The sequence below is a fragment of the Dokdonella sp. genome (assembly GCF_041395345.1).
In the GTDB taxonomy this organism is placed as follows: domain Bacteria; phylum Pseudomonadota; class Gammaproteobacteria; order Xanthomonadales; family Rhodanobacteraceae; genus Dokdonella.
In genome coordinates this window covers 130,417-146,764 of the sequence record NZ_JAWLAR010000009.1, presented here as the reverse complement: position 1 = coordinate 146,764, position 16,348 = coordinate 130,417, and the positions used below count along the sequence as shown (strand labels likewise).

General features: G+C 62.8%; 13 protein-coding genes. 9 read left to right on the top strand and 4 right to left on the bottom strand.

The genetic code is table 11. The features are described 5' to 3' along the window. Window positions 1-130 precede the first annotated feature (130 nt). Genes R3F00_RS10000 through R3F00_RS09980 form a run of 5 tightly spaced genes read left to right on the top strand, consistent with a single transcriptional unit; the run spans window position 131 to window position 8,466 of the window. Window positions 131-1,177: a LacI family DNA-binding transcriptional regulator gene (locus R3F00_RS10000; protein ID WP_371281639.1), complete on the top strand. Its 1,047-nt coding sequence runs from the start codon at window positions 131-133 to the stop codon at window positions 1,175-1,177. Further along, window positions 1,170-2,480 (top strand): sugar MFS transporter, encoded by a 1,311-nt coding sequence (locus R3F00_RS09995; protein ID WP_371281638.1) that lies wholly within the window; start codon window positions 1,170-1,172, stop codon window positions 2,478-2,480. The genes R3F00_RS10000 and R3F00_RS09995 overlap by 8 nt, the downstream gene beginning before the upstream one ends. 1 nt (window position 2,481) lies before the next feature. Continuing rightward, entirely contained in the window at window positions 2,482-3,489 is a 1,008-nt protein-coding gene (locus R3F00_RS09990) for a carbohydrate kinase (protein ID WP_371281637.1), read from the top strand. Then, entirely contained in the window at window positions 3,486-4,679 is a 1,194-nt protein-coding gene (locus R3F00_RS09985; protein ID WP_371281635.1) for an AGE family epimerase/isomerase, read from the top strand. Before R3F00_RS09990 ends, R3F00_RS09985 begins: the two co-directional genes overlap by 4 nt. Before the next feature lie 25 nt (window positions 4,680-4,704). After that, window positions 4,705-8,466 carry a GH92 family glycosyl hydrolase gene (locus R3F00_RS09980; protein ID WP_371281634.1) on the top strand — a complete coding sequence of 1,254 codons (3,762 nt, stop codon included), beginning with the start codon at window positions 4,705-4,707 and terminating at the stop codon, window positions 8,464-8,466. Between the two features lie 118 nt (window positions 8,467-8,584). Here R3F00_RS09980 and R3F00_RS09975 read toward each other — a convergent pair whose 3' ends face one another. Further along, window positions 8,585-9,121: a DUF4136 domain-containing protein gene (locus R3F00_RS09975; RefSeq protein WP_371281633.1), complete on the bottom strand. Its 537-nt coding sequence runs from the start codon at window positions 9,119-9,121 to the stop codon at window positions 8,585-8,587. Window positions 9,122-9,305: 184 nt separating this feature from the next. Further along, window positions 9,306-10,121: a DUF2007 domain-containing protein gene (locus tag R3F00_RS09970; protein WP_371281632.1), complete on the bottom strand. Its 816-nt coding sequence runs from the start codon at window positions 10,119-10,121 to the stop codon at window positions 9,306-9,308. A 138-nt stretch (window positions 10,122-10,259) separates the two neighbouring features. On the opposite strand from R3F00_RS09970, the gene R3F00_RS09965 reads away from it, so the two are divergent. Then, window positions 10,260-12,107, top strand: coding sequence for an ABC transporter ATP-binding protein (locus R3F00_RS09965; RefSeq protein ID WP_371281631.1), 1,848 nt, complete (start codon window positions 10,260-10,262; stop codon window positions 12,105-12,107). A gap of 67 nt (window positions 12,108-12,174) precedes the next feature. Here the strand turns inward: R3F00_RS09965 and R3F00_RS09960 are convergent, their stop codons facing one another. Then, window positions 12,175-12,561 carry a VOC family protein gene (locus tag R3F00_RS09960; protein WP_371281630.1) on the bottom strand — a complete coding sequence of 129 codons (387 nt, stop codon included), beginning with the start codon at window positions 12,559-12,561 and terminating at the stop codon, window positions 12,175-12,177. Between the two features lie 181 nt (window positions 12,562-12,742). On the opposite strand from R3F00_RS09960, the gene R3F00_RS09955 reads away from it, so the two are divergent. Next, on the top strand, window positions 12,743-13,855 hold the full coding sequence (locus R3F00_RS09955) for a patatin-like phospholipase family protein (protein ID WP_371281629.1): 1,113 nt from the start codon (window positions 12,743-12,745) through the stop codon (window positions 13,853-13,855). Here R3F00_RS09955 and R3F00_RS09950 read toward each other — a convergent pair. Next, window positions 13,852-14,643 (bottom strand): dimethylarginine dimethylaminohydrolase family protein, encoded by a 792-nt coding sequence (locus R3F00_RS09950; RefSeq protein WP_371281628.1) that lies wholly within the window; start codon window positions 14,641-14,643, stop codon window positions 13,852-13,854. The two genes, R3F00_RS09955 and R3F00_RS09950, sit on opposite strands and share 4 nt — an antisense overlap. 94 nt (window positions 14,644-14,737) lie before the next feature. On the opposite strand from R3F00_RS09950, the gene R3F00_RS09945 reads away from it, so the two are divergent. Both R3F00_RS09945 and R3F00_RS09940 read left to right on the top strand, forming a co-directional pair. After that, the gene (locus tag R3F00_RS09945) at window positions 14,738-15,607 is read left to right on the top strand and encodes a DMT family transporter (protein WP_371281627.1); all 870 of its coding nucleotides are present in this window, start codon (window positions 14,738-14,740) and stop codon (window positions 15,605-15,607) included. A 138-nt stretch (window positions 15,608-15,745) separates the two neighbouring features. After that, on the top strand, window positions 15,746-16,345 hold the full coding sequence (locus R3F00_RS09940) for an ATP-dependent zinc protease (protein ID WP_371281626.1): 600 nt from the start codon (window positions 15,746-15,748) through the stop codon (window positions 16,343-16,345). Window positions 16,346-16,348: the final 3 nt, after the last annotated feature.

Genomic DNA, 16,348 nt, shown 5'->3' with positions numbered 1-16,348 from the left:
GCACTTGCATCGATCCAAATTCGCACGCTAGCACGAGGAAGCGGGCTGGTCTTGCTGCAGCGCGTCGTGGAAATCCTGTGGAAGCAGGAGCAAACTGGCACGGTTTAGATCGATCCAAACCCCATCCGCGATGACAAAGCCACGCCAGAAACTGACTCTCAACGATGTCGCCCGCGGCTGCGGCGTGTCGCGGGCGACCGTTTCGCTGGTGTTGCGCGGCAGTCCGCTCGTGCATGCAGAGACCCGGGCCCGGGTCGAGGCCGAGATTCGCCGGATCGGCTATATCTACAATCGCGCCGCTGCGAACTTGCGTTCCCGTTCGGCGTCGAGCATTGCCCTGGTCGTCAATGACCTGTCGAACCCGTTCTTTGCCGAATTCGCCGCAGGCGTCGACGAAACCCTGGCGGACGTCGGCTTCGTAACCCTGCTCGGCAGCACGGGCGAATCGGTGCAGCGACAGCAAGCCGTGCTGGCTTCCCTGGTCGAGCACGCACCGGCCGGAATCATCCTCTCGCCCGCCGAAGGCAGCGATGGCAAGAGCGTGGCACGCGTGGTCGGCGAGCATATGCCGGTACTCGTGTTCAATCGCGAACTCGATGGCGAATGGGACTACCTGGCCATGGACAACCGGACCGGAGCGCGACTTGCCTGTGAACATCTGATCGCGCTCGGTCATCAACGCATTGCCTTCTATGGAGGCCATCGCGACTCCAGTTCCTGCCGGCAACGTCGCGAGGGCTATCTGGAGGCCCTGGCAAATGCCGGCATCGTCGCCGAACCGGGTTGGCGCATCGAGACCGCACCCACGCGACTCGAAGCGGCTCGACAGGTTGGCGCACTGTTCGCGCGTGATCCGGCACCGACGGCCGCCGTTTGCTACAACGATGCCGTTGCCCTGGGCTTGCAACTCGGCCTGGTATCTCGCGGGCGCAGGCCCGGCGTGGATTTTGCCGTGGTCGGATTCGACGACATTCCCGAAGCAGCGCTCAGCGTTCCACCCCTCACGACCCTCGCAACCGCACCGCGCCTACGAGGGCGCCAGGCCGCCGAACGCATCCTCGAACGCATGCGCGATCCCGAAGTCGGCATCGAGAGTCGATCCATTCCGGTCCAGCTGATCGTGCGAGAAAGCACCTGTCCGCCACCGACCTCAAGCGGAAAACGACCCCATGAATGAGCGCATCGCAAGTCCACGAACGGCGCTGATCGTCGCTACCACGCTGTTCTTCATGTGGGGCTTCATCACGGTGCTCAACGATGTGCTGATCCCGCATCTGAAATCCCTGTTCACGCTGAACTACGCGCAGGCCATGCTCGTGCAGTTCATCTTCTTTGGCGCCTACTTCGTCATGTCACTGCCGGCCGGCAAGCTCATCGCAAGAGTGGGCTATCGCGGCGGCATCATGTTCGGACTCGGCCTGACCGGTGTCGGCGCGCTGCTGTTCATCCCGGCTGCGCAATGGATTTCCTATCCGGTGTTCCTGGCGGCATTCTTCGTGCTCGCCAGTGGCATCACTCTGCTCCAGGTCGCCGCGAATCCCTATGTCTGCCTGCTGGGCGAGCCGCGACTGGCGTCGAGCCGGTTGAATCTCGCCCAGGCACTGAACTCGCTGGGCACCACGATTGCGCCTGCGCTCGGCGGTGCGCTGATACTATCCGGTGCGGTTCTTGGCGCTACCGAACTGGCCCGACTCGACCCGGCTGCGCTGCTGGCCTATCGCAGCGAGCAGGCGGCGGCGGTGACGGGGCCGTATGTCGGCATCGCAGCCACCCTGTTCGTGCTTGCATTTCTCGTCTGGGCGTTTCGTCTGCCCAACCTGACCGAGGCCACCGAACGAGCCGATGCCGCGCACCATCGCTTCGCCGATGTGCTCGGCTTTCGGCATGTGCGCCTCGGCGTGATCGCGATCTTCCTGTATGTAGGCGCCGAAGTATCGATCGGCAGCTTCCTGATCAACTACCTGTCGATGCCCTCTATCGGCGACATCAGCGAATCGGCAGCGGCGCGCTATGTGTCCCTCTATTGGGGCGGCGCCATGATCGGTCGCTTCGTTGGTTTCGTGCTGCTCCGGCAGCTGGATCCGGGCCGCTTGCTGGGGGTGTTCGCGACGATTGCCGCCGTGCTCGTGGCCATCACGATCATCAGCGAAGGACGCATTGCCGTGTGGAGCATTGTCGCGATCGGCCTGTTCAATTCGATCATGTTCCCGAACATCTTCACCCTCGGCATCGCGAGAATGGGTGCGATGACCGACAAGGCCTCCAGTCTCCTCATCATGGCCATCGTCGGCGGCGCGATCGTGCCGCTGCTGCAGGGAATGCTTGCCGACCGCATCGGCGTGCAGTTCGCCTTCGTGCTGCCGCTGCTGTGCTACCTCTACATCATCTACTACGGTCTGCGAGGCTCGCGCATCGACAGTGACGCGCAGGTTCCCGGCGATGTCGACACGAATCGCGCGGCGCGCGCGGCAGGGCACTGACATGAAGGCTGTCGTCTGCTTCGGTGAGGCCCTGATCGATTTCCAGCCGATAGGGCTTGCGGATACCTCACCATCCCGAAGCTTCCAGCAGCATGCGGGCGGCGCGCCGGCCAATGTTGCGGTCGCGGTGGCGAGGCTGGGTGGCAGGGCAGAATTCGTCGGCACGCTGGGCACCGACATGTTCGGTGATTTCCTGCTCGACAGCCTGCAGGGTGCCGGCGTGGGTACCCGTCACATCCAGCGTACCGGCGCGGCACCGACGGCGCTGGCCTTTGTCGCACACGATGCCCGGGGTGAACGCAGTTTCAGCTTCTATCGCGGTCCTGCCGCCGACCTGCTGTTTCGCGAGAACCGGCTATCGGCCTCTGTGTTCGACGACGCATCCGTCTTCCACGCCTGCTCGAACTCATTGACCGAGGAGGGGATCGCCCGGGCAACGCTTGCTTGCCAGCGTCGTGCCCGCGAGGCTGGCGTACTGGTCAGCTTCGACATGAATCTTCGTCCTGCTCTGTGGCCGCAAGAAACCGATCCCGCACCGCGGATCCGGTCCGCGCTGGCGCTGGCCGATGTGGTCAAGCTTAGCGTCGAGGAACTGGCCTTCCTCGCCGAATCCAGCGGCAGTGAAGAAGCGGCACTACGGGAAATCTGGACGCACCACGCCGAGCTCGTCATCGTCACCGACGCGGAGCGGCCGGTACGATGGCATACGCGAAACGCGAATGGCTCGATGGAGGCCTTCGTTGTCGACGCGGTGGATACGACCGCCGCAGGCGACGCGTTCACTGGCGGACTGCTGTTCATGCTGGCCAACCAGGCGTCCGGCAGGGACCGCCTGATGGAACTCCTTGCAGACGTGCCCCGGTTCGAGAACGTGCTCCGGTTCGCCGCTGGTTGCGGCGCGCTTGCCGTGACCCGGCGAGGTGCGTTTGCGGCCATGCCGAGCTCCAGCGAGGTCAATGCGCTTCTGCGGCGCGATGAGGTGCTGTCGATGCAGGTCGCGTCTTCATGATTCCGCTTCCGGATTTCTGGTCGATCGATTTCCTGCGCTCGCACATTGCGCAGACGATGGATTTCTACCATCCGCGCTGCATCGATGCGCGTGGCGGGTTCTTCCACTACTTCAGGGATGACGGCTCGATCTACGACCACAGCAACCGGCATCTGGTCAGCAGCACGCGATTTGTCTTCAACTACGCGATGGCTGCGCGGGAGTTTTCCCGAAGCGATTACCTGGACATCGCGCGGCACGGCCTGTCCTACCTGCGCGAGGCGCACCGCGATCCGATCAGCGGTGCCTACGCGTGGACGCTTCATGACGGAAAGGTTCTGGACGCGACACGCCACGCCTATGGCATGGCCTTCGTCATGCTCGCCTATGCCACTTCCATGAAGGCGGGTATCGAAGCCGCGATCCCGTGGCTCGACGAAACCTGGCAACTGCTTGAAGAACGTTTCTGGGATGCCGAATCGGGTCTCTATCGCGATGAAGCCGATGCCGAATGGGTGTTTTCGCCGTACCGCGGACAGAACGCCAACATGCATCTGACCGAGGCGCTGATCGCTGCGTTCGAAGCGAGTGGCGAGCGCCGCTATATCGAACGTGCACTGGTTGTCGCAGACGCGATGACCCGACGCCAGGCGGCGAAGGCCGGCGGTCTGGTCTGGGAACACCATGATGAGAACTGGAACATCGACTGGGACTATCACCGCGATGACCCGAAACATCTGTTCCGGCCTTGGGGATTCCAGCCGGGACACCAGACGGAGTGGGCCAAGTTGCTGCTGATCCTCGACCGTCACCGGCCGCATGACTGGCTGCTGCCGACTGCAACCCATCTGTTCGAGACAGCGATGGCGCGTGCCTGGGATGATGTCAATGGCGGACTCTGCTACGGCTTCGCGCCGGACGGTGTGATCTGCGATGCCGACAAGTATTTCTGGGTGCAGGCCGAGTCACTGGCCGCAGCAGCCCTGCTCGCTGAGCGCAGCGGAGACCCGCGCCATATCGATGACTACGACAAGCTTTGGGCCTACGCCTGGCGCAATTTCGTCGATCACGAACACGGCGCCTGGTACCGCATCCTCGATCGCGAAAACCGCAAGTACTCCGACGAAAAGAGTCCTGCAGGAAAGACCGACTACCACACCATGGGCGCCTGTCACGAAGTGCTGGCCATGATCCGGCGCAGGTCTGCATGAACGCGGTGGGCAGACCTTGAGCGCCATGCGGTTCGCAGATTCCGGCATGCGCGGCGCGAACCCGAACCATCACGATCGCACGCGAGTGGAAGACATGAAAAACGGCTGGCTCGTAAACCTTATCCTCGCAACTGCGTTGTGGATCAACCCGACATGCGCTGCCGAGGTTGTCGCTCCGGTGGATACCGCCGAATCCGCGAAGCTCGCAGCCGAGGTCAAGGCCGAGTTCCTGCATGCCTGGAACGGCTACAAGCAATACGCCTGGGGGCATGACGACCTCGCGCCGCTCACGCACAAGCCGCACGACTGGTATGGCGAATCGCTGCTGATGACGCCTGTCGATGCCCTCGACACTCTGATCCTGATGGGCCTCGACGATGAAGCCGATGCAGCCCGCGAGCTGATTGCGACCCGGCTTGATTTCGATCGCGACATCTACGTGAAGAACTTCGAGATCACGATTCGACTGCTCGGTGGGCTGCTATCGGGTTACCAGCTGACAGGCGATGAGCGATTGCTGGCAAAGGCCGACGATCTCGGCCGCCGCCTGCTTCCGGTGTTCGATTCGCCGACCGGTCTGCCCTGGGTCGAGGTCAACCTGCGCACCGGCAAGACCCGAAATCCGAAGACCAATCACGCCGAGACCGGAACCCTGCTGCTCGAATTCGGAACCCTGTCGAAGCTGACCGGGAATCCGGTCTACTACGAGAAAGCCAAGCGCGCGCTGGTCGAAACCTGGAACCGACGCGCAGCGACCGCTCTGGTCGGTTCGTGGATCGATGCCGAGACGGGACAGTGGCTGGAGACCGACTCCCACCTTTCCGGCGGCATCGATTCCTACTACGAATACCTGTGGAAATGCTGGCGTCTGTTCGGCGACAGGGAATGTCTTTCGATGTGGAAATCGGCCATCAAGGCGGCCAATACGTATCTGGCGGACGAAGTCGAGGGCGCGCTCTGGTATGGCGCTGCCGACATGGTCACCGGCAAGCGCACGAGTACGACGTTTGGCGCGCTCGATGCCTTCTTTCCGGCATTGCTTGCGCTATCGGGCGATGTTTCACGTGCCGCCCGATTGCAGGACTCGTCGTTTTCCATGTGGCAGCTGCACGGCATCGAACCCGAGGTCTACGACTACCGCAGCGGCGCGATTCCCTATCCGGGCTACGCATTGCGGCCGGAAATCGTCGAATCCACCTATGCCTTGAGCCACTTCAGCGGCGATCCGAAATACCTGGCCATGGGCAGGACGCTGTTCCGTGACTTCGTTCGCTACTGCCGCAATGATGTCGGCTACGCGGCCTTGCAGAGTGTCATTACCAAGCAGAAGAAGGATCGCATGGAGAGCTATGTTCTCGCCGAGACCTTCAAGTATTTCTACCTGCTGTTCGAGCCCGGCGCGCTGGACTTCGATGCAATCACCCTGAACACCGAGGCGCATCCGCTGCGTGCGACCTGGAAAGAGCAGGACCCGGCCGCCGAGGTCGATCCCCGCATTGGCACGGCCCATGGCGGCAACGTGTATCCGGGTGCCGTGCGGCCATTCGGCATGTTGTCGTGGAGTCCGGAAACCTCGCGTGGCGACCATAGTCGCGTCGCCGCACCCGGTGGCTATGCCTATGACGTCAATCGCGTACGCGGATTCAGCCTGACCCATCTCTCCGGCACCGGTTGCCGCGGCGCCAGCGGCGATATCCCGTTCTTGCCCATCCTGGGCGAGCCCGAGTCTTCGCCCGCGATGGATGCCAGGGACGAAACATTTGTCAGTCGCTACTCGCACGTCAACGAGATCGCCGAGCCGGGCTACTACGCCGTACGTCTGGACAATCGAGTCAAGGTCGAACTAGCCGCAGGCATGCGCAGCGGCATCGCCCGCTTTCGTTATCCGACCGGCGCGCCTGCCGGCATGCTCGTGCGCAGCTCGGATTCGGAAGTCGGCAGCAGCGATGCGAGCGTGGTCATCGACACGAATGCAGGCACGGTCAGTGGTTCGGTCACGAGCGGAAATTTCTGCGGCTATCTTGACGAGGAAACACGACGCAGTTACTACACTCTGTATTTCGTTGCCCACTTCGATCGCCCGATTGTCGGCCACGGCACCTGGCACGACGCCGCAATCCAGGTCGGCGCCGTGTCGGCGAGAGGCGGCACCGGCTATGGCAGCGACGGTTACCCGGAGGTCGGGAAAGGCAGTGGTGCCTGGCTGCGCTTCGATATGAATGATCAGCGTGATGTCGGTGTTCGCGTTGGCATTTCCTATGTCAGCCTGGCCAATGCGCAGGCCAATCTCGATGCCGAAATTCCGATCGGCACACCGTTCGCAGAAGTTCGCGCCGACGCGCGCGCGGCCTGGAACGAACGACTCGGCACCATCCGCATCGAAGATGGCACCGATGACCAGCGCCGGATCTTCCGGACTGCCCTGTACCACTCCCTGTTGCATCCCAACGTGTTCAGCGACCACAACGGCGAGTACGCCGGATTTGATGGCAGGACGCACCGACTGATTGCCCCGCAGGGTGCGCAATACGCGAATTTCTCGGGATGGGATGTGTATCGGTCCCAACTGCAGTTGGTGACCCTGCTCGATCCCGCTGCGGGCAGTGACATGGCGCAGTCCCTGCTGAACCAGGCTCGGCAACATTCAGACGTATGGGACCGCTGGACCCACAACACGGGCGCCACGCATGTCATGAATGGCGACCCGGCCGCAGCCGCGGTAGCCGCAATCCATGCATTCGGCGGCACGCGCTTCGAAAGCCAGGCCGCGCTGGCATCGCTGGTCCGTGCAGCCAGCGTGCCGACGCCGGGTGACAGCGACAAGCGCGGTTGCCCGATCATGTGCGTGGGCCAGCGCCCCGATTTGCAACGCTCGCTGGCACTGGGCTACCTGCCGGCCGATACCTTTGCCTGGGGCGGGGGCGCCGAAACGCTCGAACAGGCCAGCGCGGACTTCGCCCTGGCCGCGTTTGCGCAGCGATTGGGGGATTCCGCCACCGCTGCACACATGCTGGAACGCTCGGGGCAATGGCGAAAGTTGTTCAATCCTGATGCGTCGCCGGCCGGTGGCTATATCCAGAATCGCAATGCAGACGGTTCCTGGCCGGCATTCGATCCGGTCTCCGATGAAGGTTTTGCCGAGGGAAGCGCGGCGCAATATCTGTGGATGGTCCCGCACGACGTGCATGGACTGTTTGAAGCGCTGGGCGGGAAGCAGCGTGCGGGGGAGCGTCTGGATGCCCTGTTTCATGACGAGGATGGCGACTGGGCACTGACCGGAATGGGCGGTCTGCACGCGGAGATGGACAACGAGCCGTCCGTCGCCGCGCCGTGGCTGTATATCCACGCCGGGCAGGCCTGGAAAACGCAACAGACCGTGCGCCAGGTTCTCGACACGTTGTGGAAGGCGGCACCCGATGGCATACCGGGCAATGATGACCTCGGCGCGATGTCGTCGTGGTACGTGTGGTCGGCCCTGGGCCTGTATCCCCTCTGGCCCGGTCGCGCCGAGCTGGTGATTTCCACGCCCCTGTTCCCGCATGCGACGGTCCGCCGTGCCGCGGGCGATATCGTCGTGGATGCGCCCGGCGCGGGTGCTGGCAGCACCTATATTCGAGCGCTGGAAGTCGATGGGGTGCCAACGTCACGGGCCTGGCTGCCGGCGACGTTCGTCGAACGCGGCGGACGGTTGCGCCATGAGCTCTCGAAATCCCCCAACAAGAGTTGGGCAAGCGCGGCAGAAGACGCACCACCGGACATGCTTTCGACGCTGCGCGCAGGGCAGTAAGCCGGGCAATCGATATCGGCACCCGGCATCAGCGCGCCGACCTCAATCGCCCTCACGCTGGACGGCGCAATGACTGCGCCGACCCCGGCACAAGGCCGGGATCGGCAATCAGATTCGCCTATTTGGAAGCGGCGCTGCCCGGTGGGAAGTCGGCGAACATCTTGGCGATGCCGGCGTCGATCTTGGCGTTCTGCGCCTTGGTTGAACTGGGCACCGTGGCCGTGGCGGTTCCGCGCCAGATGGCCTGCTGGGTGCTGGTATCGAACATGTCGAGGACAAGGGTGCCGACATCGTAGGTATTGACCACGGTCTGTGCGCTGCCCATGCCCATTCCGACGCCGCGCCAGCCCCAGCCGCCGTAGCGTGTGCCGGTATAGAAGGTATCCATGGTCTGCTTCTGGCTGGTGGCCACGTGTGCAACGAGGGTGACGTCTCCCTGGTCAGACTCGGTCCATCCCTTGGCCTGCAGTTGTGCGTTGACGTCGGCAACGATGCGTTGGCCGGCGAGCGGATTGCCGGTGTCGGGCTTGTCGCCCCAGGTGAAGGTACGGTACTTCGAGAAATCCGTGCCGGGGGCGGTATCGGTGGTGGTCGTGGGCGTGCTCGCGCAAGCGGCAAGCATCAGCGGAACCAGGAGCATTGCAACGCGTTTCATGTGGGTGAACCTCGTTGTTGGGGATGTTGATGCTGCTGCAGATCGAAATCGTACGCAAGCCTCGACTGGCCTGTCACAGTCCGGGCAAGTCAAGCCCGGCGAAGTTGGCCAGACTCGCAATCAGGCCATGTCAGACCTGCTCGATCGCGAAATGGGCAATGCATCGAGAATTGCAGACGCACGTTCAGGGACTTTTCTTCGACGCACTCGACACTTCGGATTCCGTCTCCCTTCCGAGTGCATCGTAGGACACCCGCGTGTCGACTTTGCCATCTAGGTCGACGTCGACCTCCGCGCTGACGAGCGCGTTGAGATGGTAGTGCGCGATGCGAGCGGACCGGCCAGTCTCGGGAACAACTGTCTCCACTGTATCGATGACGCCCTTGTTGTAACGCCAGCGAATATTGGGCTTGCCATCGCCATCGGTGTCGGTTTCCGCGAGATTGATGTTGCCGCGAACGTAGGTCAGGCTCGTTTCCATCGTGCCGTCGAAATCATCGTCGCTGCTGCCGTCCTTGATCCGATTTCGGCGATCGTAACGCAGGATCAGATCGATCCTGCCGTCGAGATTGCGATCCATCTCGAATCGGATGGGGTGGCCTGCTGGGGAGTAGGTCACGATCTCGTCGAGGGTCCCATCGTCGTTGTAGTCCACGCCATCGCTGGAAGACGGCGCCTGGAAGTAGAAGAATGATCCGCTCACACCCAGCGCCAAGCCCAACAGGAGTGCGAGGCCGGACCATAAGAACTTGCCGACGGCGGACTGATGCTCATTGACGGGCTCGTTGGCCCGTTCGGCTTCCCAGCGGGCGACCACCTCGCGAGCGCGTTCTCGATTTTCGCTGTTGACGAGAATGCTGATCAGACCACCTGGAGGCAATTCGCCGACGGCTCCTTGCAGATACGCACCATGAATCTCTGCCGGAATGCCTTCAGCCTCGAGCCGATCGACCAGCAGCTGTGCTTCGATTCCATCGTTGGCCCGATAGATCACTTCCATGACAGGGTTTCCTTGCTGCATGAACTGGCTTCGGGGAATTCTACGCAATTGTGCTTTGGCTCACCGGCACGCTTTAGCCGCGCGAATTTGCCCCCATATCAGGCGCTCGCGGGTCAATGACAGGGCAGGACTGATTCAATGAGTGCGCACGGGACCCGGCCCACTTCCGGCAAAGTCGAATTCAATCGCGGGTTTCGCGGGGCATTCCGGTTCAGTGCCCGGGCCGTGCAGCTGGTCTGGTCAACCAGTCGCGCGCTGACCATCGGCCTGGCCCTGCTGACCCTGGCTGCGGGCCTGCTGCCGGCCGGCATTGCCTGGGTCGGCGCGCAGATCGTCGACAGCGTTGTTGATACCGCGCGAGCGGTTCAGATCGATCCGGCAACCGATCTGGCGCCGCTGTTCTGGCTGGTTGCGCTGGAGTGCCTGCTGGTGGTCGCCATGGCCGCTGCCCAGCGCGGCATTTCATTCTGTCAGTCCCTGTTGCGTGCGCAACTGGGTCAGCGCGTCAACGTGATGATTCTGGAAAAGGCGCTGACTCTTGATCTTGCGCATTTTGAGGATTCGGAGTTCTACGACAAGCTCACACGGGCCCGTCGCGAGGCTTCGAGTCGACCGCTGTCGCTGATCAATCGCACCTTCGGCCTCGCCCAGAACCTGATCGCCTTGAGCAGTTACGCGGTGCTGCTGATCAGCTTTTCGCCCTGGGCCATGGCGGTGCTGTTGCTGGCCGGCCTGCCTGCCTTCATCGCCGAAGCCAAGTTTTCCGGCGACGCCTTCACGCTGTTTCGCTGGCGCTCGCCGGAAACGCGCATGCAGCTGTATCTGGAGACCGTGCTGGCACGCGAAGATGGTGCGAAGGAGGTCAAGCTGTTCGGCCTCGGTCCGATGCTGCTGGATCGCTATCGCCGCATTTTTCACAAGCTCTACAGTGCCGATCGCAGCCTGACCTTGCGCCGCGACAGCTGGGGCCTGGGGCTGGGCCTGATTGGCACGCTTACGCTTTACGGTGCCTACGCCTGGATCGCCTTCACGACCGTGATGGGGCGCATCACCCTGGGCCAGATGACGATGTATTTCATGCTGTTCCGGCAGGGCCAGTCCGCGGTCTCGGCGATCCTTTCTTCGATTGGTGGCATGTACGAGGACAACCTCTATCTGTCGACGCTGTACGAATATCTCGAAACGCCCGTGCGTGCATCGACCGGCACGGCAACGAAAGGCACGGATCCCAGCGACGGCATCCGCTTCGAGAATGTCAGCTTCACTTATCCGGGCGCCGAAGCGCCGGCGCTGATCGATATCAACCTGCATATCCGGCCTGGAGAATCCCTGGCCCTGGTCGGCCAGAACGGTTCCGGCAAGACCACCCTGATCAAGCTGCTGACGCGACTTTACTCGCCCGATAGCGGGCGCATCCTGCTCGATGGAACCGATCTGCTGGAATGGGACGAGGTCGCACTGCGCCGACGCATCGGCGTGATCTTCCAGGATTTTGCGCGCTACCAGATGCGCGTGGGTGAGAACGTTGGCGCCGGCGACGTGGCCCATTTCGAAGACGAAGCCATGTGGCGCGAGGCCAGCGAAAAAGGCATGGCCAGCGAGTTCATCGACAAGCTGCCGGATGGCTACAACACCCAGCTCGGCAAGTGGTTCAACGATGGGCGTGAACTGTCCGGTGGCCAGTGGCAGAAGATCGCACTGGCACGGGCCTTCATGCGCTCGCAGGCCGATATCCTGGTACTCGATGAACCGACTGCGGCCATGGATGCCGAAGCCGAGGCCACCATCTTCGAGCACTTCCGCGCCATGTCGACGAACCGGATCGTGATTCTGATTTCACACCGCTTCTCGACCGTGCGCATGGCCGACCAGATCATCGTGATTCAGGACGGCCGCATCATCGAACATGGCAGCCACGCCAAGCTGGTGCAGCAGGAAGGGCACTACGCGCATCTGTTTTCGCTGCAGGCGAAAGGCTATCGGTAGCCACGTCCCAGCAAGCGTGCCGCAGGACCGACGTGCTGGTCAGTGCCTGAGCAAGTCCGTCGGGGACTCAGTCCACCACCGAGGTGCCTTCGGGGTAGTGACTGATCTCGAAGCGGATGCCGTCCGGATCTTTCATGAACAGCGCAGTGACACCGCCGAGATTCTGAATCTCGGGAACCTCGAATCCGGCTTCGGCCATCTGGCTGCGAATGGCCGATACCTCGTCCGGACTGGCCACGGAAAAACCGAGATGATTCATGCCGGCCCCGTGGCGTTCGTACGGCGTGGTTCCTGACTTCGCCGCGCGAAACTGGAAGAAGAATCCCTCGCCATCGGTCCACACGTGGTTGCGCAACTTGCTGAAACCGAGCAGGGGCAGCAGCGCGTCGTAGTAGCGCATGCTGTCCTCGAGCTTGCTTGAGAGCAGGGTAACGTGATCCAGCTTGAGGGCCATGGCCCAGTCCTGATTCGATGGCGTTGAGGGGAGAGTGGATGCCTTCGGCTTGGTTTCAAGGTGTGGCCGAGCGGGCCGGCACAGTGAAGATCGAGGCATCGAGACTGGCATTGTCGTATCGTTCGCCAATCCAGCAATACCGTGCATCCGCGTTCCCGCTTTCGACTCCGCAGGAAAACCCATGGCGACATCCGGCAAGCACTCTCCCGGTTCGGCGCGGCGATCAACAGCCGAACGACAGGTCAAGTTCCCAATCGACAGCGCCACAAAACCGATCAACCTGGCCTTGCAGGGTGGCGGTTCGCATGGCGCGTTCACCTGGGGCGTGCTCGATCGACTGCTCGAGGACGGAAGAGTCAGCTTCGATGGCATTTGCGGTACCAGTGCCGGCGCGATGAATGCCGTACTGGTCGCGCATGGCCTGATGCACGGTGGGCACGAAGGCGCACGCGCCAGTCTCGCGAAATTCTGGGAGAGCGTCGGCAAGCTGGGGGCCATGCTCAATCCGATTGCCGCAATGGCCGCAACGAATCCGTTGAAAAACGCGGGGGTGGATCCGGTGCTCGCCGCACAGCAGTGGGCTGCGGAATCCTTCACGCGAACGTTTTCGCCGTATCAGTTCAACCCGATGAACGTGAACCCGCTGCGGGATCTGCTCGAGAGCTGTGTGGATTTCGAGGCATTGCGCCATTGCGGCGAGGTCAAGCTGTTCCTGTGCGCGACCAATGTGCGCAGCGGCAAGGTACGCATCTTCAACAACAGTGCGATGTCGGTGGATGCAGTCATGGCGTCGGCCTGCCTGCCGCATCTGTTCCAGGCCGTTGAGATTGACGGCGAGCACTACTGGGACGGCGGCTACGTCGGAAACCCCGCGCTCTATCCGCTGTTTTACGAGACGGCAACGCGTGATGTCGTCGTGGTCATGGTCAACCAGATGTGGCGCGACGATGTGCCGACCACGCCCGCGGAAATAGAGGATCGCGTCAACGAGATCAGCTTCAATTCGTCGCTGATGCGCGAGATGCGCGCAGTCGAGTTTGTCAGCCGTCAGCTCGGCGAAGGCTGGCTCAAGCCTGAATACGCCAGGCGCATGCGCCATGTACTCGTGCACCTGATCCGCGCAGACGCTTTCATGGGCACGCTTTCGGCAGCGACCAAGATCAGCACCGACATGCAGTTTCTTGCAGGCCTGCGCGATCTCGGACGCGCCAGCGCCGGGCAATGGCTGAATGAGCACCACGACGCGATCGGCAAGCGTGGCACGGTCGATCTGCGCAAGGAATTTCTCGACTAGGCGGGTCGCGCAGTCGAAGCTGGAACGGATTCGAAAACCAGGCTGCAGCAGGTGACGGCGCCTTCCGCCTTCTGCAATTCCGAGACATCAACGACATGGGAATCGAAGCCGGCGGACCGGATTCGATTCCGCGTGCGCGGAAAACACTCCGGCATGACCAGTTGATCGCCAATTCGCAAGACGTTGGCGGCATGCGCCTCGTCAGGATCCACTTCCAGGATTCGAAACCGGTCGAAGTGGCCCGGGTCCACCCAGGCCGGTTGCACGAGTACGGTCTCGTCATCGAGTGCGGTCACGGCCGACTTCAGATGCAGGCATTCCCGGATCGGAATCGCCTGCACCTCGAAGCCATGAGCGGCCACCAGATCGCGCAACTGGGAGATGCCCTCGGCATTGCTGCGACTGGACTGGCCCACATAAAGGGACCGCCCGATGCGCAACACATCCCCGCCATCGAGCTGCCCCGTTCCCTCGATGCGAAGCAGTGCCCTGTAGTCCTTCAACGCGGTCGCCACCGACGCGCTCTCCGGGCGGCGCGACGCGGCGCCAGGGCGCGTCATCACGGCAATTTCGTCGAGCACGATGGCAATGTCCTCGACGAAAACCGAATCGGGCAAGTCGGGCTCTGCATCAAGCTCCACGACACCACACCCGGCTCGCGCCAGGACTTCCAGGTAACGCCGATGCTGGTGCTCGGCCAGAGCCAGGTCGATTGGCGCGCGTTGCAGATGGGTGAGTTCGCAGTCGGCCAGACGGGAACTGATCCTTCGGGTCAGGGCGATCAACATGATGCGGATGGATTCTCCATGGCGGCAGGCGCCTCCGTCCCTATCCTGGCACAAGGCCCCCTAGAATGGGTCCAGCATACTTGAGCCGCAGAAAATGCCCACGCCTCGCACGCCGGATGCCATCCTGTCCCTGCCTCGCCTGCTGGCCCTGACGGCACTGGCCATGCTGGCCTTCGCGGGGAATTCGCTGCTCTGTCGTGCAGCGCTCATGGATGCCAGCATCGATCCGGCCAGTTTCACGACGCTACGCCTGGGTTCGGGCGCGCTCATGCTCGGGATACTCGGACTTCGCCGAAAGCACGGGCCCGGTGTCGGCGGTAGCTGGATTTCGGCGCTTGCACTGTTTGTCTACGCCGCCGGTTTTTCGATGTCCTACGTGTCCCTGTCTGCCGCGACCGGCGCCTTGCTGCTGTTTGGCGCCGTGCAGATCACGATGATAGTCGCGGGACTTGCCATGGGCGAGCGCCTCAGGGCTGCGCAAGTGGCGGGACTGCTGCTGGCCACGGGAGGACTGCTGGGCCTGCTCCTGCCCGGTCTGTCGAGACCGCCACTGATTGGCGCGCTGTGGATGATTGCCGCCGGTACTGCCTGGGGCGTCTATTCCCTGCGTGGACGTGGCGGCGGCGACCCGATCTGGACCACGGCAGGAAATTTTCTGCGCGCGGTACCGTTCGCAGTTGCGCTGAGCCTCGTCCAGCACGATGCGATCCGGGTCGCTCCGGACGGGATCGCCTATGCCACCGCATCCGGCGCACTCGCATCGGCTTGCGGCTATGCCATCTGGTATACCGTTCTGCCCTGGCTCAAGGCCGCCCAGGCCGCAACGGTCCAGCTCAGCGTGCCGGTGTTGGCGGGCGTTGCGGGCGTCCTTCTGCTCGGAGAATCGCTCAGCCTGCGCCTGGGCCTGACCGCCATGGCCATCCTCGGTGGCATCGCGCTCGTCCTTGTCGCGCGCAGGCAATAGCGGCATGCACCGCACCTGACCCGCGTTGTCCAGGAGTTCGAATCGGCCATGGTTCCGGCCGCACCGACACGCCGCGCATGACCTGAACGTGACTTGCGGCGATCGTTGTCCGGCGGGCCAGCCGCGTATAGTGCCGGCATGCGAAAAGCTGCCGCCCCGTCCAGCAACCGATCCCGATCCGCAGGCGAAGCGAAGGCTTCGCGGCGTGCGGTTGGTGACGAGCTCAAACCGTTGCGAAGTGCAGGAAACAAGAAGGTACTTGGCTGGAAGGAATCGGTGGTCCTGCCCGACCTCGGCAACATCCGATTGCCGGCCAAGCTCGATACCGGGGCGCGCACTTCGGCCCTGCATGCGGTCGACATGAAGTACAGCAGGAGCCGGTCCACCATGTGGATCGAGTTTGACCTTCCGGACATCGACCAGTCCAGGCGCCACCGATTCCGGTTGCCCGTGGCCGAGCATCGCACCATCAGGAGTTCGACCGGAACGGCGCAGATTCGCCCGGTCGTGATCCTCGCCCTGCGCCTTGCCGGCCAGGTCTGGGCGACCGAAGTCACCCTGACGGATCGCTCGGACATGGAGCTGCCCATGCTGATCGGGCGCTCGGCACTGAAGGGAAAGTTCGTCGTCGACCCGGCGCGCACGCGACTGGCCGGGCCGATCAGTTCCACAAACCATGTCGGTGCACCGGTGCGTACGACGGTCATCAAGAAGCCCAAATCCAAGCCCAGGACCTGATCC